Genomic DNA, 19985 nt, shown 5'->3' on the forward strand with positions numbered 1-19985 from the left:
GTGCCCATTCTTCCCCGGCCTCCACCAGTCTCCGACCGATGCCTCTCCTACGCGCCTCCGCGAGTACGTACCAACCCTCTAGAAATCCGACCGGGGAAGTGGTCGCACCCTCCGCATACTCGCGCAGCCGCACCTCCACAAAACCAAGTGGCTGTCACAAGTCGTCTCGTGCAAGAAATACCGCCCATTTCTCAGGCGCGGCGAGCTGTTGCGCGGTTTCTCGTCGATTCTCTTCGTCGATCATCGGCCATAGCTTGATGCGGAGCTCTCGATACGCCTCGACGTCGCCGACCGCCGCATCAACTCTGCGAATGCTCACTGCAATGTTAGATGAGTCCAGCAGTGACTACTCCTTTGCTGATGTTTGACGAAGCTATCCTCTTCGCGTTCGGTCGTTTCACAGGCCACGGAGACACCTGAGCTTGAGAGTTCCTCGGCGCGTCTAATGCCGACGACAACACTAACGCCGTTGCCGCCGCGAGAAGGATCAGCGAACCGGCGGCGATCGTCTTGCACACACCGACCGCGGTGCTCGTAAGGTCCGCTAGCGGAGCCCCGACCGTGAGGCTCGCCGTAAACATAAACCGAAAACTCGCCATTACCCGAATCGCCTTGTTCTAGCCCCCCGAGGCGCGATGCGTGAAGGGAAAAATCACCCAAGAGAAATCGCGAATCAGAAGTGGAGAATATCGTCCTGAGTACGATGCGAGGGCGACTCTCCACGGTACCATACCCTGCGCTCTCCGAACCGCCTTCCGACGACGAAGAAGTTCCGAATTCCGGGCATAATATCGCGGATCCATGGTATGGTACCGCACTACCTTTTATCTTGTACTACGTCATAGGTCACCTATGCAGAGGTAGGAGGATGGCAGAGCTGACGGGTAGTTAACTGAACCCAAACTCCCTTCCGCAAACGCCCGCGTGACTTTCTTGAAGATGATTGGCAAGCCAGTGTCGGAGGCATCGTATGGAGGCATTCGTCAGCGACCCGGCCGTTTTGTTCATTGTGCTTCTAGTGCTCTTCAGCGCAGCGGTAGCATTTGGCGCGGTTATTCTTCGGCGAGTTGTGCCACTTCCCGACGACGAACGGGACAACTTCAATGTGGTACAGACGGCAACCTTTACCTTGCTCGCGCTGGTCATCGGTTTCAGTCTCTCGATGGCGGTCAGTCGTTATGACCAGCGCAAGAATCTGGAGGAAGAGGAAGCCAACGCCATCGGTACCGAATACGCACGATCGAATTTGGCGGATGCTTCAGCCAAGGCGCAGATCAAGGCTGCATTGGTGCGATACACCCGTTTGAGACTGGAAGATTACCAGACGCGGAAATCGCAGGAGCTCGCACGGATCGGACGTGATACTGCAGCTCTCCAATCCGAGCTATGGGAACTCGCAACTCAGGTACCCAGGGATAAGCCGACACCTATAGGCGCTATCATCGTCACTGGGATGAACGACGTGCTCAACTCACAAGATTACACTGAGGCGGCACGGATCAACCATATCCCCATTGAAGTGTGGTTTCTGATGATCCTGATTGCTCTATTTGGTTGTGTAGTGCAGGGTTACGGGGTCAAAGGGAAAGTTCGGAAAGGCTTGCTCGTAACTATCTTGCCTGTGACGATCTCGCTGTCGCTTGCGCTGATAGCAGATATTGACAGTCCACGGGCCGGGGTTATTCGCGTTCAACCACAAAATCTTGCCAGGCTCCTTCAGTCGCTGCAAAAATGACCTTCGGCAAGGATGTTCGTCCGGTTTCTCTTTCGGCGATTCGTGTCTTGACCGCCACCTTCTGACTGCACTTCCTCGCAATAGGAGAAGAGCGCAACCGTGATCGCTGCACATCGGACAATCGCGGTCCTCAACTCGGCTCAGAGACAGTGGTTGGAACTATGCGCCCTCGACGGCGCGCGTTCTGATCGGTTTCGCCTAGGATCTCAGGCGCCAGATCGGAGAAGACGTCGTGAAGATCGCTGCCGAAATCTGCGTCTACACCAACGATCAGTCTGTGATCGAAGAAATGTAGCGCCAAGCAAAACGCGAATAATGCGGCTCGACCCTTTGAGGCTTCGCCGAGCTCATGCTAGACGGCGCGAGGGCCTTCCGCTTCAGAGGAGCATAGCCGATGGCTGATTCGTCGAAGCGTGGAATCTTTTCCGGTCTCCGCATCCTAGACCTCACGCAGTATGTTGCCGGGCCGCTGGCATGCAAGTTGATGTCGGATCTCGGCGCCGAAGTAATCAAGCTCGAGCTTGCTCCGCGCGGTGACATGATGCGCTATTACGGACTGCCCGAAGGGCAGTGTACGGTCTTTCTCGACGAGAACCGCGGCAAGCGCAGCGTCGGCCTCGACCTCAAACGGCCCGAAGGGGCCGATCTGATGCGTGATCTCGTGCGCGGCGCCGACGTCCTTGTCGAGAATTGGACCCCCGGCGTCCTGGCCAAGTATGGTGTTAGCTACGAGGCCCTGCATCCTCTGAATGCGCAGCTCATCATGTGCTCGCTCTCGGGCTTTGGTCAGACGGGTCCGAACGCGAGCAAGCAGGGCAACGATCTTATCGCACTGGCGGCCAGCGGCCTTCTCAATATGGTCGGATACGCTGATGGCTCACCGCTCTATCCAGGGGGCGGAACCCTTGCCGACAGTATTGGGGGTGTCCACATCTTCGCCGCGGTCTCGGCTGCGCTCTATCATCGCGAACGCACCGGGCGAGGACAGTATATCGACCTCGCGCTGACCGATACGCTGATCCACCTCACCAGTTCGCTTATCACGACCCGCAGCTTTCTCGGCCCAAGCTATCACCCGATGCGCACGGGTGCTCATCTTGTCAGCCTGACGCCATGCGGCATCTTCAAAGCGCGTGACGGTTACATCGCACTTACGGTGCTGATTCACCAATTCGAAACATTCGCGACGCTGATGGGCAGGCCGGAGCTTGCGACCGATCCGCGCTTCGATACCTCTGACCGTCGCAACGCCAATCGGCTTGAGCTCATCCGGATCGTCGAGGAATGGCTGCAATCCTTCCCCACCCGCGACGAACCGATCGCCCTGATCCAGAAGGCGCATATCCTCTGCACGCCGGTGCTTGATACGGAGGGCGTTATGAACGATCCGCACAACCTCGCGCGGAACACGCTGCAGGAGATCGAACAGCCGGGCGTCGGAACTCTCAAGTTACCGAAAGCCCCGTTTCGTTTCTCGGATTCAATAGTCGAGGTTAACGGACCCGCCCCATCGCTTGGCGCGGACAATGAATGGGTCCTGCGCGAAGTCCTGGGGTACTCTAAAGAAAAAATCGAGCAACTAACCCGCGCCGGGATCCTGTTCAGCGCTGGCAAAGATTCGTGACCCGCAAATACTTAGGGCCGGGGAGATCTCAAAGTACAGGCGCGCTACGCAGGCCGAAGACGGTGCCAGAGGCGAGACAGAACCTCCCTCTAGGAGCGACTGGGGCAGTCCCCACCTTGTTTCGGCACAAGCCGACCGCAATCATCGGCGCCCGAGAGGGCATTCCCCAGGGTTCCAGCGCACCCGAAACCCGGTGCCATTCCGGCATCCTCTCTTGGAATCAAGCAAGTACTAGCGGCCAATCGATAGATAGTGTTCACAACGGTGGCAACCTGGTCACTCTGAGGCGGATGCCCACACTCGTCGCGTTCGTTCCAAGCAACGCATCGCGGACACAGGGTGTGCGAGCAGGGCGGCGCATTTCGCGCAAAACTCGCGCCCCTCTCGATTTTTCAATTCCGCACTTTGCGCACTTCATTTGCTCAGGTGGTCGCGCAGCGCCTTGACATCTTTCAGATCGGCGGTCTCGAAACTCTCGATGAACTAGCTGTAGATCTCGGCGGGCATCTTGCGTGCCTTGTCGCGGCGACACTCAAATTCCGTACTCGTCTCCGGATCAGCCATCTCGGCCGTGGTCGCGCTAGTCCCTGGAACGTTCTTTTCGACCTAGCACAGCAGCTCCCTGCGGAAGGCTTAGTCTTCCGGCCCGACGTTGAAATCGGTAGCTGAACCTCTACGCTGCCAACAGTTAACGCCGGAATTGTGGGATGACCCTGGTGGCGAAACGCTCCATCGAAGCACGCAGATCGCTCTGCGGCAGACCGCCGAGATCCATGTATACCCAGAAATGGGTCACACCGTACTGCTCTTGCATGAGTGAGACGCGATCGACGCATTGTTGCGCGTCACCGCACATGACCTGGTCCGGATACATCCGCTTCCAGGTCACTTGCTGAAAAGCTTCAGCGGATCGTCGCCAGGCTTTGTAATCTCCGCTGGTGTACTCGTTGGGACTAATCAGCCCATTCACGAAATGGAGGTAACGCATGTAGTGATCGGCCCACTTGCGTTCCGCCAGCGCGGGAGTCTCATCGATGAAGCTGTGGTAACCCGACACGATTTCGGGATGCCCACGAAACCCGGAATTCTTCAGTGTCTCCTTGTAGAGCGCGACGTTATCCTTGAGCCGCTGGCGCGATTGGAAGAAGGGCGCGAGCATCAGCGAATGACCCCGCTTGCCGGCCGCGACAAATGATTCCTCGCTCGCCGCGGCAGCCATGAAGACCGGTGGTGCAGGTTTCTGCAACGGTCGGGGCAGAATCGTGATGTTGTTCGCGTTGTAGAACTTCCCCGAATAGGAAAATTTCGTTTGCCTCCACGAGCCCTCGATAATATCGAGGCATTCGTCGAAGCGACCGCGGCTCTCATCCATCGATTGGTTGAAGCCGTCGTACGTCGACTTGATAAAGCCGCGGCCGACGCCGAGATCAAGGCGGCCGCCACTAATGAGATCAACCAGCGCATAATCCTCAGCCAAACGGATCGGATCGTGATGGGGCAGCAGCACGATCGCCGTGCCGATACGCATTTTCCGGGTACGTTGCGCGATCGCGCCGGCGATAATCTGTGGCGCAGGGCAGATGTAGCGGCAGAAGTGATGCTCGCCGATCCAGATCGAATCGAAGCCCAACTCTTCCGCGTAGCTGACCTCGTCGAAGAAGTTCTTGTAGTACTGCTCCTCGGTACACTCCTCAGCGTATTGATCGAAGAGTGTCAGCAGACCGAATTTCATCGCAGCTCCTCCAGCGTTACGCTCTCGTCTCGACCTCGCGCCGGCCCTCGGCCATGATCGTCACGAAGCCTCTTTTGAGTAGTAGTTCTGCCAAGCTCAGTTCTTTCAGCAGCGTCTTTCGCTTCTTTCAAGTCAAGTCCGCAGTATCTGACTCAGTCGAGCGCGACGAAATCGTATTCGACGATGCCCTGCAGGACCGGGAACTTTGCGTTACTCTCGTCGCTGGGCTTTCGAACCTTTGTCGAGTCGCTCGAGCTGCGCCTTCGCGTAACTGTCGCCGAGGTCGGCAGACTTTTGATACAGCCCCCTCGCCGCCACGAGATCCTTGGGAAGGCCCATTCTGTTCTCATACATAAGCGCTAGCAATAACATTCCTTTGGAGTTGTTCGCTTCGGTGGCCTTTCGGCCGAGATCAACTGCCCTCTGGTAGTCTTTAGACAGGCCGCCCCTCCCTTGCAGATAGAATACCGCCAAGTCGACCATCGCCTGGGGTCGCGCGCGTCAGCGGCTTTTCGATACCAGCGTGCAGCCTCTATATCATTCGGAGGGAAACCACCCTGACCCTTCTGGTTCATGAAACCGAGCTGCGTCATTGCGCCCGTGTTTCCCGCCGCAGCTGCCCGCTCGAAATAGGGTAGCGCCTTCGAGTATTCTTGCCGGTTGTAGAGCTCCAGCGCTTTCCGCTCGTCCGCACCACCAGCAACTTCTATGTCGCGAAGCACAGGAATGGCGGGACGAAAGGCCAATGCGGAATACAGTACTCCGAAAATCGCGGCTAGCCCCCAAGCCTGGGTTTTCGACCAAGGACGCCTCGCGGGCGGGGCCGAGATAGCTGGCGCTGCCTGGGAATCGAGCTTTGGGGTATCGAGCTCCGGTTTCGGCGGCGGATTGAGCCGTTCAGCTGGGTAGCCGCGGGTTTCGATCAAGCGCGTGCGCACCGGTTCGACATAGTCCAGAGGTGAGTTCGCTCCGCGGGCAACGATCACACCTTCGCCAGAATCGTCAAAAGTGACTACCGCACCTGGACCGGGGTTGGCGGGCAGCCGGTAGCCGAGGGCGCCCAGGGTTTCAGAGAAGCTCCGCCAAGTAACCGGGCGAACTCCCTTCAGAAACGCGACTAGTCCGTAGAACGCGTCGGTCGCCGTGTTGCCGGCGCTGGGTGGACGCGTCAGGATGAATAGCTTCTGGTGAAGCCCTTCGCCGCGGAGGTACTCGAATTCCCAACGTAGATTGTCCGAACCGGCTGGTTCAGCCACGATGCAAGACGATCTTTAGCTAGCCGCGACAGATGATCCTTCCGTCCGTGTCCGTCGCATAGGTCCGAACCGCCTCCTCGGGCAGCGTATCGTCTTCTGGATTGCCGAGGGCGCAGAACGGGCCGATGCGAGCCTCAAGCGCGTCGGTGAAGTAGTCTTCAAATCGAATACCCACTGTGGGATCGTCATCCGAAGCGTCTTCGCGAAAATCCATGTTTATCACAAATAGTTGGAAGCCCCTGGCGTATTGGCCATATTGCGACTTCGGGCCGCTGACGAAGAACTCGGACTCTTGGTTAAACGGACGGAGGTAGAGCACTGGTTGTCGAGGATCCGTCTGTGCGACCTCCTCGAGCGACTTGGCTGCACTCACGCGCCGGCAACACATAGATAAGGTATCCGCCAAAGACGATGGCGAAGCCCAGTACCCCTAGCGAATCGGGGCTACTGAGCTGGGCGCCTTGCCAATGGCCCACGAGATAAAAGAGTAAACACAGACCAGTACCCCTACCGCGATCAAGGCCCATCCAGTTGTGACGAACGGAAAGCGCGGCCGTCGTCGGCCGAAGACCCGAGGATTGCGCTTAGGCATGACGCTAATGAGAAACCTTATGACGAGGGCCGTGCCGAGGACTGCACCCCAGAAAAGCACGAACGGGACCGCTAAAGACCGCGGGGGCAACTTCCCAATCAGTTTGTAAGCGGCCAAGATGCCCGCCGCACTTCCGACCAAAGAGACGAGCGCGGCGGAGGGAGCGCGATAGCCTTTACGGCGCGCTCGCAGATAGCCAGCAACAAGGAGCGCAGGAATTAGAAGAGCAACCAGTAGAATGGTTGCGAAGAAGCCGATGAAAACGAGCACATCCTTCATCGGAATTTCTCACGATGGATTTGCCCCTATCGCATTGCCATGGGAGTCGCAAGACGGAGGAATCGAAGGTGCCAGTCGGTACGCTGCTGTCTAACGACTCCGGTCTGGGCAAGCCTTCACGCGTTGCCCAGTACGAAGCATAATTCGCTATTGCGTCAACGCGCCTGTCAACAAATCTGGATATTCGCGGTCGCTTATCGACACCCCGATCAGTGGCCTCCGTTGCTTCCACACTGGTTCGCGAGCTCGAATCGCTCTGCATCGCGATTGCGCGCGGGCGGCGGCAGGCAGGCAAGGCGACCATCCATCGCAGGCTGACCTGTTATACGAGATTGGCGAGCGCCAGCGATCAGCGACAGAGGTGGAAGCCAAGCGACCATTGATTTCAAATACCTTGGCCTCAATTTTAGTGGGTAGAAGGGGAGAGCAGGGGACCGAGACCAAATTATCGGTTCTAGTGTGAGATGGGCAGACTCTCGCTCGCAACCCAACCGCTATCTCGCGGGGCAAATGGGGGATTTCTTGAGTCAGTGAAACCCCGTAGTGATCAGGGCAAGAATCGCGACCGGTGTTCCCAACAGGCGACGTAGAAAGAACACCGTCTGCTCTCCTCTGCGGCTAACTATTTCGACGACGAACCCTTCCGCCAGCTTCTGTGACATACCATCCATTGCCAACCGCACAGGTGTCAGTTTTGGACTCAATGTTTTGGTGGCCGCGAAATCTAGGGTTGGCGATTGATGGGCCTCAGCGCCGTTTCAGGCGCTTCCCAACTTAATATGGTCTAGGGTCTGTGCCATCGGCCTAGGCTTGGCTCGAACAGATTTTCCAATGGCGACCCGCTCTGGTGGATACCTATCGCTTTGGATATGGTTCTTCGCAGTCACGCCCCGTACTCTAATTTAGGGGACGGTCGCGGAGGTGCTGTGCCTATGGCAGTGTTGCCGCCCGCCAACGATCCGACCCTTGAACGACTCGAGGATCAAATTAAACTGGTACGACCACAAGGGTGCACAGCAGAAGAGATACTTCAATATCTTAAAGATCGTCACCATAGTAGCCGCTGCGACCATACCTTTTCTGACGACCGTGCCGATGGAAGCGAAGCTTAGCCAGACGATCACCGCTGCGCTAGGCGCCGCAATCGTGGTGATTGAGGGAATTCAACAACTTTACCAACTGCAAACCAATTGGATACTTTACCGATCGACGTCCGAGAGTTTGAGGCACGAGAAGTTTCTGTTTCTTGGACATGCCGGCCCTTACGCTGTAGCTCAGGACGCGCACTCTCTGCTCGCCGAAAGAATCGAATCGTTGGTGTCGCAGGAGCACGCAAAGTGGGCAAGTGGCCAACAGATGCCTCCGCAAGGCGCACCCTCCGATTCGTTGGCGAGGACGTGAGTATCGGGCAGACCGCAAAATTCAGGAGCTTCGAGAGAACAATAAGACCTGCCTGCGGGAGGGCGACATGAACAAGACAGCCACACGTCATGTTTCCAAGTCACAAAAAATCCGTGCCCGTCTTAACCATCCTATCATCGATTCCGATGGACACACGATAGAAAATCCGCACGTATTGGCCGAATACATCAAATCAGAGGGCGGGTCCAAGACAGCAGAACGATTTGCTGCTTCGGGAGGCGGATACGGTCTGGTGATCCGCGGCGAGAGCCTGGCTGAAGCCCGAGATCTCGGAATAACACGCGGGCCATGGTGGGGAATGCCGGCCGCCAATACGCTGGATCGTGCCACCGCTATGCTGCCCGGATTGCTGTATGAACGACTGGATGAACTCGGGCTCGATTACACTGTCCTCTACACTACGATTGGCTTTTCGCTGATCGGTATAGAAGACGAGGAGCTCCGGCGAGCGTCATGCCGCGCGTTGAATCGAATGCGCGCGGATATGGCTGCGGGATTCAGCGATCGTCTGACGGCCGCCGCCGTCATTCCCATGCATACGCCCCAGGAAGCAATCGAAGAGCTCGAATACTCCGTCAAAGAGCTCGGGATGAAAAGCGCGATGGTGGCCAGCTTCGTGAAGCGGCCAATTCCGATAGTTGCTCGAAAATATCGAGAAGCTGCTCGGTTCGCATATACTCTCGACGTATATGGAATCGACAGCGATTACGACTACGACCCGTTTTGGGCTAAGTGCCAAGAGCTCGGCATTGCGCCAACGTTTCACTCCCTGGGTTACACATGGGGCAGCCGTCAGTCACACAGTAATTACGTTTACAACCATGTCGGCAGTTTCGCCGCCAGCGCGGAGGCCATCTGCAAGGGCCTGCTGATGGGAGGAGTGCCGATGCGTTTCCCGAAGTTGCGGTTCGGCTTTCTGGAAGGCGGCGTTGCTTGGGCGATTATGTGTTATTGCGATTTGGTCAGCCACTGGCAAAAGCGCAACGGCAAGGCTATGCACGAGTTTCTGAATCCTGCGCTGGTCGACCAGAAGCTATTCGCCAGTTTGGTTGCGCGTTATGCGCGGCGTCAGACCGATGGCGAACTGGCGAATCTCCAAGACTTCACTCCCGGCATGAGCCCTTCTTCCGACATGCCGATTGATGAGTTTGAAAAGAGCGGTATTCGGTCCGCAGAAGATATTCGGGACATTTTCGTGGACAGATTTTACTTTGGCTGTGAAGGCGACGATCCACTCACAGCTATGGCGTTCAATCCTCGCGGGATCCCGTTCGATGCAAAGCTGAAGCCGCTCTACGGATCCGATATCGGTCATTGGGATGTGTCGGATATGTCCAAAATCGCCGAAGAGTCATACGAACTCGTTGAACACGGAGTGATCGACGAAGGGTCTTTGCGTTCGTTTTTGTTCGATAATGCGGTTGCATTCTGGACCGCGAATAATCGCCACTTCTTCAAGGGAACAGCACTTGAGGGCGAGGTAGCGCGCCGTGCCGAGATCGTTGAGCCCAAATGAGCCAACGAAGGAGTCTAGCGATCTCGCAGAACAGAGCATCAATCGCCGCGTTTTGTGTAGTGATACGCGCGATCCGCCTCAACGAAACCGCAGGACTGGTATAGAGCGCGTGCAGGCTGGTTAACGCTCGCAGTTGAGACCAGAGCGGTATGCATCCCGCGCGCCTGCATCCGGCGCATACACTCATTAACCACCGCTCGCGCATACCCGCGTCCAGTGAAAGCCGGCCGGCAGCCGACCGGCTCGAAATGGCCGAAGCGGTTTGCCATATCCAGCCATCCGATGCAGTAAGCGACGAACCGGCCGCTATCGTCTTCCAGCACTACGTCGAGCTCGGGATCGTAGATTGGAGCGTTTCGCAGGCGCCGGTAGTTTTCAACAGTGGCAGCTGAAAGCCCCCACACTGACCATGCATCGCGATGAACGTCCACGCGCTCCCACAAGTCCGCATTCGTCGCATCTCTGAGCCGCAGCCATGGTCCATGCTCTGGCGTAGGAAGGAGATCTTCAAGACTACGTCTGTAAAGGACATCGAAACCACCGCTCCGCGCGTAGCCGCGCCGCTGCAAGAGCGAAGTCCTCTGAACGTCACTCTCGAGCGACATCGTCAAAGTGACTGCTTCGTACCCGAGCATCGCCAGCGCTTTGGGAACAGTCTCTTTTCCAGACTGCCTGGAAGTCTGGCGGTAACTCTCACCCCACTTTAGAATTTCGCGGCCTACTGGATCGTACCGTGCGAGGCCGGGCATAAGGTCGAACTCCAAGCTCATCGGCGGCTCAAAGCATGCGTAGGCAATCAAGTCTTCGGCATCGAACCAGAGCCGCAAGTTGTCCGAGTGCTCCAATCCGTATCCGCTCCACACCACGTCGCCGACCTTCTTGTACGTGGACTGCGGCCAGCGAGCCTTAGAGGCTTTCCGCGCGAATTCGATTTAGTAGGTTCAGGTCCGCCGCGCCAGCATAGGCGCGCGTAATGATTTGATTCATAAGCGATCCCCGCCGGTCAGTTTGATACCGCCGCTTCGAAACGCAGGTGTTCAGACGAGGGAAAGGATTGCTTACCGAATCATCGGAGGAACCATTGAGGCATTAGAAATCTACCACTCTTCAGTCAGTAGCGACAACTCAAGCCCGCGGTTTTCATCACCCGAGCGTCACACCGATGAGGTGACCAATGGTGAAGGTGAGGCCTGCCGCGGCGAGACCCAGCAGGAGTTGTCGTCCTCCCGAGCGCCAGACCGCAACTCCGGTGAAGATTGTGATCGCGGCGCCGATAGCGAACAAGGAAACGCTGCTCACGAGCAAGCTCGCAATAATTGCGACCCGATATCCCGGCAATAGGAATGGCAGGATAGGGATGATTGCGCCGACCGAGAAAAGCAGAAATGACGCCAATGCCGCCTCGCCCGCCGACCCGCCCAATTCCGTCGGGTCGATGCCCAGTTCCTCGCGGGCCAGCGCGTCGAGCGCCGCCCCCTTGTCCTTAAGGACTTGCTCAACAACCCGTTTGGCTTCCTCACCAGAGAGTCCCTTCGCTTCATAGATGAGCTGGAGCTCTTCACCCTCACCCACCGGGTCTTCCATAAGCTCGCCGGACTCAATACGAATCTCGCGTTCTGCAAGCTCTCGTGAGCTCGTCACCGAGACCCACTCGCCAAGGGCCATCGAGCAAGCGCCCGCGAGAAGGCCAGCGATGCCTGTCGTGAGAATTCCGTGGGAACTGATCGCAGCACCTGCCACGCCCATCACCAGGCTCAAATTCGAGCAAAGGCCGTCGTTTGCGCCGAGGACCGCAGCACGAAGTGCGTTACCTCCGACCGCCCGATGACGGCCTTCGAGACGGGAGAGAAAGCTACCGCTAAGGCCGCGCGGCTGGGTTTCTACCAGTTTGCCCAGAACGAGTGCGTGCCAGCGTTCTTGTGAGCTCATCTGTGTCCCGCGGGTTTCCGCCTGACCTGCGTACCCGTTCCTACCGGCGGCTTCTTTTGCGGCGATGGTAGAGAGAACCGCTTCGGGGCCGAAACGTCTCGCGACCCACCCCAATATTCGACTGCGCCAGGAAGGGAGTCGTTCGCCTAAAGCGGCCCCCGCAAGGCGAAGTCGATCTTCCCAAAAGGCGACGTGGGCTTCTTCCATCCGGGCGAGGTTCGAATATACTTCGGCGATCTTCGGATCCGGCTCGACCGCTGCGAGGTTACGATACTCGGCCGCACTGTCGACCTCATCTTGCCAATTCTCACGAAATCGCTTTATGTCGGTAGTGTTTTTCACAGCCGTGATCCATCGCGCATGGTCGTTTGGCAAACGCGGTCATGGCCGCGCTTGGTTGAAAGAATCCTATTCTGGGCTTCTGCCTTTGATTCAATTCAGGGTCCCGCTGTTGCACCCGCAAGCCGAGCATAAGTCAGGAAATGGTCCACTCAAAAGCCGCAACGATCTCTGCTGAAAATTCCAAAAGCGACGAAAAAGGGTCGGGAGTTGAGTTTGACGTTCTACAATGTTCCGTCAAGCTCGCATTTGTTTCTCGGCTGTAATTGTTTCGTAGCGGCTAGGAATTGGAGCAAAACTCATCCGCGTTAATCTGGACCTCCTTGGCCCAGTTGGAAGCAAAGTGAAATTGCCGCGTGAGCGAGCAGAGCACGATGACCTTTGCCGTTGGTACGAGTTTTGTGCGCGCGAAGCCTGACTCCTAAGACTAAGGTGCGAGCGTGCGCAAAGCCACGCCAGAGGCCCTGCGTGTCCGCGGACGTCGGTAGGCGATAGCAAAAAAAAAGATGCAGGAACGTTAACGAATCACTCGAAATCTTCCCACTTTCCGACCGGGACGGGGGCTTGAGATTTCGCCGGTTTGGGCGCCGCGCATCCTTCCAGAAAGATAGTCATGGCATTCATGAAACGCTCTTCAAGGGAGTCGGACCGATTTTCCCACCATCCGCTAACCCAGTTGCCGGCAACAAGGATGAGCATGCCCTCCATCATTTCCGCGAGATGCAACGGCTTCATATCGGTGCGGATTTCTCCGCGCTTTTGGCCTTCGGCGAACAGTCGTTGGTATTGCTCGTAGAGCTGAAAAGATTTATCGCGCAGAACGCCGGTCGCGTCGGTCATCAACCTCGATTGCTTTGCAACCAGCCCATGAAACTCAGGATCTTCGTCCCACGATGTCGCCCACACGCGGATCAGAGCCCGAATACGGTCCGGTATGCTGATATCGTGGCGTTCGAGTTCGCGTTTGGCCGATGCGATTGAGTACTCGAGCATATCCACCGCGAACGCCATTATCAGGGCGCCCTTGGTGGGAAAGTAGTTGAAGAATGTGACCTCGCTGATGCGCAGGCGGTCAACGATGTCGCGGACGCGGGTCTCCTCGTAACCTCGTTTTCGAAACAGCGCGGCCGCCGTATCCAGAATCGCGCGCCGCTGCTCGGCTTTCTTCTCCTCCCGTAAGCCCATCACCCGATCACTTACACATCGAAAGTCGAGAAGGGAACCTCGGGCTGAAAACCGAGATCTTTCCGCCGGTCGCGTGCGCAGCGGTTTCCCTGCGTTGACTTAAGTAGACCATATATATTTAGTCTACTTCACGATTATGGAAAAGTCGACGGCACAGTCGAAGAGAGCTTCAGCCGATCAATTCGGACATACGCCTGGGGCCGAGGCGGTGGGATCGAATCCGCGGTCGTTCGCCCAGCGGGTTGCGGCCGGCACCACTACTGCCCTCGCGAGCCGGTGGATGCCGCTGGTGGTCGCTATCCTGGCAGCCATCGGGATGTTGCCCGCGCTGAGCGCCGGCTGGGAGATGGATGATTGTTTTCAGCGCGCCACGCTCCTCGGTTTCGGCGATTCCAAACCGATCAATACCTTCATCCAATACAGCGATCGCGCACACAATCTGGCGCAGATGGATTTCGGCACCATGCCGTGGTGGGGCTCGCCGGACCTGCATCAGGCATTTCTGCGCTATGCGAGCACGCTTACCATGATGCTCGATTATCGCCTGTGGCCGAACTATCCGGCGCTGATGCACCTGCACAGCCTGCTCTGGCTGTCGGCGGCTGTCTTGGTTGCCGCGCTTCTCTATCGTGAAGTGATCGGCGCGACCTGGGTCGCTGGGCTGGCGTCCCTCATGTACGCGCTGGACGGCGCGCATGCCGTGCCTGCCTCATACCTGGCCAACCGCAATGCCTTGATTGCCTGCGGCTTTGGATTCTTGAGTGTGCTCGGATTCGTTCGCTGGCGAAAGCACGGACGCGGGGTGATGCGGTGGCTCAGCATTTTGATGCTGGCGCTCGCGCTATCCGCCGGCGAGATGGGGTTGGGGACCGTAGCCTACCTGTTTTCCTACGCGGTGACCGTTGACCAAGACGACATTCGAGCCAGGCTCGCGCGGCTTCTGCCTCACGGCGGAGTGCTAGGCGCGTGGGCATTGATCTACAAGCTCGGGAATTTCGGTTCGCACGGCTCTGGTTTTTACGTGGACCCGGCTCGTGATCCGCTCGGCTTCGCGGGTTCGTTTTGTCGGCGCGCCGCATTCCTGATGATGGGACAATGGTCGCCGCTCCCGGCCGAGATGAGCATGGGCCCCGCACCCGGCTCATCGGCGTACTTCCATCTGAGCGTCTTCAGCTTCGTGGTCGCCGCGATTGTGGTGGTGCTCTTCAGTCAGCTCATCCTGCGCGATCGCGTGGCGCGCTTCTGGGGCCTTGGTCTGGTGCTTTCGTTGGTGCCGATTGGCGCCGTTGGTCCGGAAAATCGCTTGCTGGGTTTCGTCGGCCTGGGCTCGATGGCGCTTCTCGCGCAACTTGCGCAGGCTGTTTTCGCAGGTTCGCTCGATGCGCCGCGCGTCTGGAAAGGATTTGCGTGGATCGCGACTCTGCTACTTCTTCTGCTCCATGTGATTGCCGCCCCGTTACTCGGGATCGCCCGGCTCGGCTACCAGACAACCGTCGACTCCCGGATGAACCGCGCGATGGCGAGTGTACCCAGCGATGCGCAAATCGCGTCGCAGGATCTGGTGCTGGTTAACCCACCCGACCACATCTACCTCGTCACCTCGATTTGGGCCGTACGTCGCCTAGACAACCTGCCGACGCCGCGACACCTGCGCGCCCTCTCGACAGGCGGCACGCTGGAGGTCACGCGCGTCGCACCTCGCTCGCTACAAGTACGTTTCCCCAAGGGATTCTTTCCGACTGCATTCAGTCGCTACGTACGCAGTCAAAATGATCACTTTTCGCTGGGGCAGCGCTTCGAGCTGCCGGGTCTCTCGGTCGTGGTCGAGGCACTGGACGCGCAAGGCGACCCCGAGCAGGTGCGGTACGACTTCCCGGTACCGCTCGAAGATCCTTCGTTGCGCTGGATGAGCTGGCACGACGGCGTGTACCTTCCCTGGACTCCACCGGGCATCGGCCAGACCGAGACGTTCTTCCCCGAGCGCGGGATCTTCTGAGTGAAATGGCTGCGCAACTCCCGGCCACTGACAGGCAGGTGAGTTCTCCCGTTGTCGATGTGGCGCCGGAGAGGTATGCGACGAAACGTGGCACAGGGTTCGCCCTCATCGTGCTCGCGCGCCCCTGGCAGTGGGTCAAAAACGGGTTGGTGCTCGCAGCGCTCATCTTCAGCCACCGGCTCTTTCACCCGCGCGATGCGGTCCTGACCGCGGTCGCGCTGGTCGCATTCTGCGCCCTGTCGAGCTTCGCGTATGTACTCAACGACATTTCCGATCGAGAAGCTGACCGCCTAAACCCTGAAAAGCGCGATCGGCCTCTGGCGCGGGGCGACCTTACGATCGCGCAAGCCGCCTGTTTCGCCATCGCGCTCGGCGCAATTGCGACGCTCTTGAGCATCGCACTCGGGCGCTACTTCCTCGGGATTGCCGCGCTCTACGTCGCTCTTCAGGTCGGATATTCACTGTGGGCCAAGCAGTACGTGGTGCTTGACGTGGTCGCGGTAGCTATTGGGTTCGTGCTGCGCGCATTCGGAGGTGGGGTCGCGATCGGTGCGGTAGTGTCGCCGTGGCTCGTCTTCATCACCTTTGTGCTGGCGATGCTGCTGGTACTCGGCAGGCGCAGACATGAACTGGTAGCGATGGGCGACCGCGCAGGGACGCATCGCGACGTGCTGGCGCAATACAGCGTTCCCCTTATCGATCAGATGCTCGCGATCGTCGCGACGCTGGTCAGCTACATGATCTACACCGTCTCGGCGGAAGTCGAAGCGAAGCTCGGAACGCAGTACCTGTATTTGACGCTACCCTTTGTCGCGTTCGGTATACTGCGGTACCTCTACCTGATCGACGCGCGCAACGAAGGAGGGGATCCTGCACGTACTTTGATTCGCGACACACCGCTGTTACTGACGGTGCTCTTGTGGATCGCAGCCGACGTGATCTTGCTCTACTTTTAGTACTGAGCCGCGATTTTTCATGCAGCCGGGATTCGAACAACCCAGAAGCGTCGACTGACTAATTGCGGATGAACAATCTGCTGTAATGATGCGCGAACGTTCGTCAGTTACGGTATCTCCCCTTCATTGGTTAGCTTGAGGCGCTCTCATAGCTCTCTTGCAAATATCTCGTCGGCGGGGAATCGATCTTCGCCGAACCAATCAGAGTGTCTGTCCGGTCCGGCTCGGCGGTACGCACACTGGCGCCCAATCGATCCGAATTCTTATTGTGGATTTGCCGCCAAACGAAAGCGTTTCGACCACAAGCCCCTTGGTTTGCGGCCGATGGTTCCGTGTATGCACGCGGCAGACTAATACTTGCACGCTCGCTCGCCGTCTAATGGGGCAGGAGTGTTTTGTAGTCGAAGTCTGACTCGGTGAGCCTGCCGGTGTTTATCTGCTGAGAGAATCCACCGTGGGCGGGTGCGAGGGTGCGAAAGAACAGCTTCGGGGCGCCGCTCATGAATGGAAACCCGTTGAGCGCCGCGTGGCGTGTGTTGTCCGCACCGGTGGGGAAGTAGAATTCGCCGGCCAACTCGAAGTGAAATCCACCTGAGGATGCAGGAAGCGCGCGCCAGAGAGGAAACGCAGATTCCGTCCTCTCGGTTCCATCGAAGAATTCCGCACCCAGCCAGACATAGGATTCGGTGTCGAGATAGACAATGTTGCGAAGATTCTCGAAACCTGGGAGGAGCGGGATCATCTCGAGAATGTAGGCCTGCCTAAGCTGAAAGGGCTCGCTTCCCAACCGCTGGCTGCTCCCGGTCATCACGATGCCGGCGGGTTCGTGTTCGGCAGTGAGACAAGCGAGCATCGAAGTGGTTCCCAGTAGTCGATAAGAGAACTCTTCAGTTTTCGGGAGCGCATAGGCCCAGTAGGGCTGATGACACGAACGGCAGCCCTGGTCGAGCGCGTCCCAGGAGTCGGTGTTCCCGCCTCTCCCAGGAATCCGCCAGTTGTACCAGTAGAACTTGTCGACTTTGGTCGGGTCTACATAGCGAATCCAGATCCCTTTCGCGCCCAGATTTTGGCGATGAGTTTCGCTGCTCCATCCATCGCATCGCGCTTTCCACTCCACACCGTCTGGATTGGTTCCGAGTGTGGGGCGCGGATCGACTTCCGTCCGATGGGCATAGCGGAGAAAGCTGAAATGGTCGCAGACGTAATTGTTGTCGTCCTGGGAAGCGAAGGAAACCGACGAATCCATGCTCAGGTAGGCAAAGCTGCCCCACGGTGCCAGTGAAAAATCGTCGGGCATGAAGGGTCCCATGTGCCAGTTGTATGCGATTTTAACCGCGGCTTTGGGATCGTCGATGCTAACGATCGGAAACGGCATGCCTGCGACGTAGTTGGTTATGTGGTCGTCGCGATCGAGTCCGACCTGGGCCGAATACTTCTCGGTCTCGGAGCTGAAACCACTAGACCAATCGAGTTTCTCGGTCGGAACGATTCGCATGGTGAAGCCGTGGTCGGTGGCGAGTTCGGCAGCCGAAGGAAGAAATTGCGCATACGAGGCTACGTTGCTCAGGTCGATGTTCATACCCGGGATTGGGGGTGATGTCTGAAGAGCTTCCGGCGTCGGCAATGGCACTGCAGCTACGAGCGCAGCAGAGCGCCGTAGATCTTTGGCCCGCTGCGCGGATGCGATGGTCTGGTTGGTGGGTCTTAGGGTGCGCTCGTCCTGATAGACGAAATCGATACGGGTGGCGGGGCGGCCACTCATCAGCTCGTCGACATTGTCTGAAATTCGGTTGACCAGCTGTGAAAGGCCGGCCGGGCTCAGATGGTCGCGGTTGTAGAGCACGACGATCGCGCGATCCTTCTCCGGATAGAATGCCACGCGCGAATTGTAGCCGCCGCTTTTTCCGTCGTGGCTGAAGTAGCGAGGCTGCTCGTGGAAAAACCACGCCAGCGCGATTTTATCGCCCGGGTCCGCATCCCCGCGCAGCTGATGATCGATCGCTGTCGCAGCCGGCAGGGTTGCTCGCGGGGTGCCGGGCGGCGCCTCCGCCGCGTATTTCTCCGGGTGCAGATTCGCGTCGAGATAGGTGAGCAGGTCGGAGGCGGTGGACTTGAGTGCGCCCTCTCCATCAAGGACACCGAAATCCCAGGTGCTGGCGCGATTGAAATCCGAGTCATAACCCTGCAGCAGGCGTTTTCGCTGTTCGGGCGAGAGAGTGACGACGGTATCGTCCAGATGAAGCGGTTCGGTTATCTGGGTTCTGATGAGCTGCTCGTAGGAAACGCCAGCCCGCTGCGCGAGCGCATATCCGAGCAGGCCGTAGCCTAAATTGCAGTACATATATGCGGTGTCGTTTGGCTTCGTGAGACCCCGGCTCCTGATGAATTCGAGTAGCCGAGCGCTGTCGTAGCTCGCGTATGGGTTTTGCGGATTGAATGGCCAGAGATTGTCCGGATCGGAAGGCAAACCTGAATAATGCGTCGCGAGATCGAGCAACGTGATTTCTGTACCAGTGGAGGGGGCGATCGACAGTCCGGGCAGCAGCGAGCGCACCGGCGCGTCGAGCGCCACTTTGCTCTGGGCGACCATCTGCGCCAGCGCAAGACCGGTGAAGGTTTTGGTGATCGAGGCGATCTCGAAAATCGAGTCGGGCTGGGCGCTGCCATAGCTGAAGATCCGCCGCTGGCCACGATTGAGCACACCAACAACGACCCCGCCTCCGAGCGTTTTGCGGAGTAATCCATTTTCGACCACCGGCCGCATCTCACGATCGAGGATGGGTTTGAGATCGGTGAGCGCAACCGGGGAGATGGCCGGGGCTGGGATGGGGGTCGGTTCGAAGGTGCGGGCTGGCGAGCCGCGGCCGGGTTGGCGCGTGAACTCCAGCGGCGCCGGCACGCCCTCGGTCCAGGTTCCGCTCATCTTCTGGCCGTCGGAACTCAGCGTTCCATCGAAGCTGGCGTCCGCAATGAAGATGTGAAAGTCGACGTGCCCAGTGCGCACTATGCCCTGGCCGGGATAGTCCCAGTCGCTCCTGCCGATCCCTTCTAGCGAGACAGCCAAAGATCCGGAGAATCCCTGCGTGACGTGCAAGGTGAGGTGCTGAAACTGATCGCCGGTCTGGAGGTTTGCCAACCAGTCACCATCGAGAGCGCTGTTCTGAGCAAAAACGCTCCATGCCACACCGGCAAGCAGCGCCAGGAGAGCAATCAGTGGTTTGCACCATCGCGAGCACATCGCGAGACCATAGCCATAGCAAAGCTGTGGCGCTGCGAAGATAGCATCGGTACGCGCCAAACAAGAGCGGTCGTTAAAAGCAGGGGGGATCGGTACGGGCTGCCCCTTTGTCGGTGTTGAGTGTCCCAAACGGGGTTTGGGAAAGCCGCCTTCCAGAGAGCGGTACGGGAACGGAGCCGATCGCGC

16 protein-coding genes are annotated in these 19985 nt (G+C 58.1%); 6 read left to right on the forward strand and 10 right to left on the reverse strand.

The window, feature by feature from the left end; translation table 11 throughout:
• Positions 1–154 precede the first annotated feature (154 nt).
• Complete coding sequence (locus VGI36_17940) at positions 155–319, reverse strand: hypothetical protein (protein HEY2487030.1); 165 nt, start codon at positions 317–319, stop codon at positions 155–157.
• Positions 320–970: 651 nt separating this feature from the next.
• Here VGI36_17940 and VGI36_17945 point away from each other — a divergent pair.
• Positions 971–1735 (forward strand): hypothetical protein, encoded by a 765-nt coding sequence (locus tag VGI36_17945; protein HEY2487031.1) that lies wholly within the window; start codon positions 971–973, stop codon positions 1733–1735.
• Between the two features lie 394 nt (positions 1736–2129).
• Entirely contained in the window at positions 2130–3359 is a 1230-nt protein-coding gene (locus VGI36_17950) for a CoA transferase (GenBank protein HEY2487032.1), read from the forward strand.
• A 688-nt stretch (positions 3360–4047) separates the two neighbouring features.
• Here the strand turns inward: VGI36_17950 and VGI36_17955 are convergent.
• The 5 genes from VGI36_17955 to VGI36_17975 form a co-directional block, all read right to left on the reverse strand.
• Complete coding sequence (locus tag VGI36_17955; GenBank protein HEY2487033.1) at positions 4048–5091, reverse strand: LLM class flavin-dependent oxidoreductase; 1044 nt, start codon at positions 5089–5091, stop codon at positions 4048–4050.
• Between the two features lie 359 nt (positions 5092–5450).
• Positions 5451–6347, reverse strand: coding sequence for a hypothetical protein (locus VGI36_17960; GenBank protein ID HEY2487034.1), 897 nt, complete (start codon positions 6345–6347; stop codon positions 5451–5453).
• Positions 6348–6366: 19 nt separating this feature from the next.
• The gene (locus VGI36_17965; GenBank protein ID HEY2487035.1) at positions 6367–6720 is read right to left on the reverse strand and encodes a hypothetical protein; all 354 of its coding nucleotides are present in this window, start codon (positions 6718–6720) and stop codon (positions 6367–6369) included.
• A gap of 57 nt (positions 6721–6777) precedes the next feature.
• Positions 6778–7218, reverse strand: a complete 441-nt coding sequence (locus tag VGI36_17970; protein ID HEY2487036.1) for a hypothetical protein — start codon at positions 7216–7218, stop codon at positions 6778–6780.
• Between the two features lie 527 nt (positions 7219–7745).
• Complete coding sequence (locus VGI36_17975) at positions 7746–7889, reverse strand: hypothetical protein (protein ID HEY2487037.1); 144 nt, start codon at positions 7887–7889, stop codon at positions 7746–7748.
• A 295-nt stretch (positions 7890–8184) separates the two neighbouring features.
• On the opposite strand from VGI36_17975, the gene VGI36_17980 reads away from it, so the two are divergent.
• Together VGI36_17980 and VGI36_17985 are read left to right on the forward strand one after the other, a co-directional pair.
• Complete coding sequence (locus VGI36_17980; protein ID HEY2487038.1) at positions 8185–8619, forward strand: DUF4231 domain-containing protein; 435 nt, start codon at positions 8185–8187, stop codon at positions 8617–8619.
• A 355-nt stretch (positions 8620–8974) separates the two neighbouring features.
• Positions 8975–10156, forward strand: a complete 1182-nt coding sequence (locus VGI36_17985; GenBank protein ID HEY2487039.1) for an amidohydrolase family protein — start codon at positions 8975–8977, stop codon at positions 10154–10156.
• Between the two features lie 38 nt (positions 10157–10194).
• Here the strand turns inward: VGI36_17985 and VGI36_17990 are convergent, their stop codons facing one another.
• From VGI36_17990 to VGI36_18000, 3 genes are all read right to left on the reverse strand, one after another.
• A complete protein-coding gene (locus VGI36_17990; protein ID HEY2487040.1) occupies positions 10195–11022 on the reverse strand; it encodes a GNAT family N-acetyltransferase in 828 nt (275 codons plus the stop codon).
• Positions 11023–11299: 277 nt separating this feature from the next.
• Entirely contained in the window at positions 11300–12427 is a 1128-nt protein-coding gene (locus VGI36_17995; GenBank protein HEY2487041.1) for a VIT1/CCC1 transporter family protein, read from the reverse strand.
• A gap of 522 nt (positions 12428–12949) precedes the next feature.
• Positions 12950–13609, reverse strand: a complete 660-nt coding sequence (locus VGI36_18000; protein HEY2487042.1) for a TetR/AcrR family transcriptional regulator — start codon at positions 13607–13609, stop codon at positions 12950–12952.
• A gap of 208 nt (positions 13610–13817) precedes the next feature.
• Between VGI36_18000 and VGI36_18005 the strand changes: the two genes are divergently transcribed.
• Both VGI36_18005 and VGI36_18010 read left to right on the forward strand, forming a co-directional pair.
• The gene (locus VGI36_18005) at positions 13818–15605 is read left to right on the forward strand and encodes a hypothetical protein (protein HEY2487043.1); all 1788 of its coding nucleotides are present in this window, start codon (positions 13818–13820) and stop codon (positions 15603–15605) included.
• Between the two features lie 5 nt (positions 15606–15610).
• Entirely contained in the window at positions 15611–16561 is a 951-nt protein-coding gene (locus tag VGI36_18010) for a UbiA prenyltransferase family protein (protein HEY2487044.1), read from the forward strand.
• A gap of 376 nt (positions 16562–16937) precedes the next feature.
• Here VGI36_18010 and VGI36_18015 read toward each other — a convergent pair whose 3' ends face one another.
• Positions 16938–19697 (reverse strand): serine hydrolase domain-containing protein, encoded by a 2760-nt coding sequence (locus VGI36_18015; GenBank protein ID HEY2487045.1) that lies wholly within the window; start codon positions 19695–19697, stop codon positions 16938–16940.
• Positions 19698–19985: the final 288 nt, after the last annotated feature.

This window comes from Candidatus Binataceae bacterium (genome assembly GCA_036495685.1).
Taxonomy (GTDB): Bacteria; Desulfobacterota; Binatia; order Binatales; family Binataceae; genus JAFAHS01.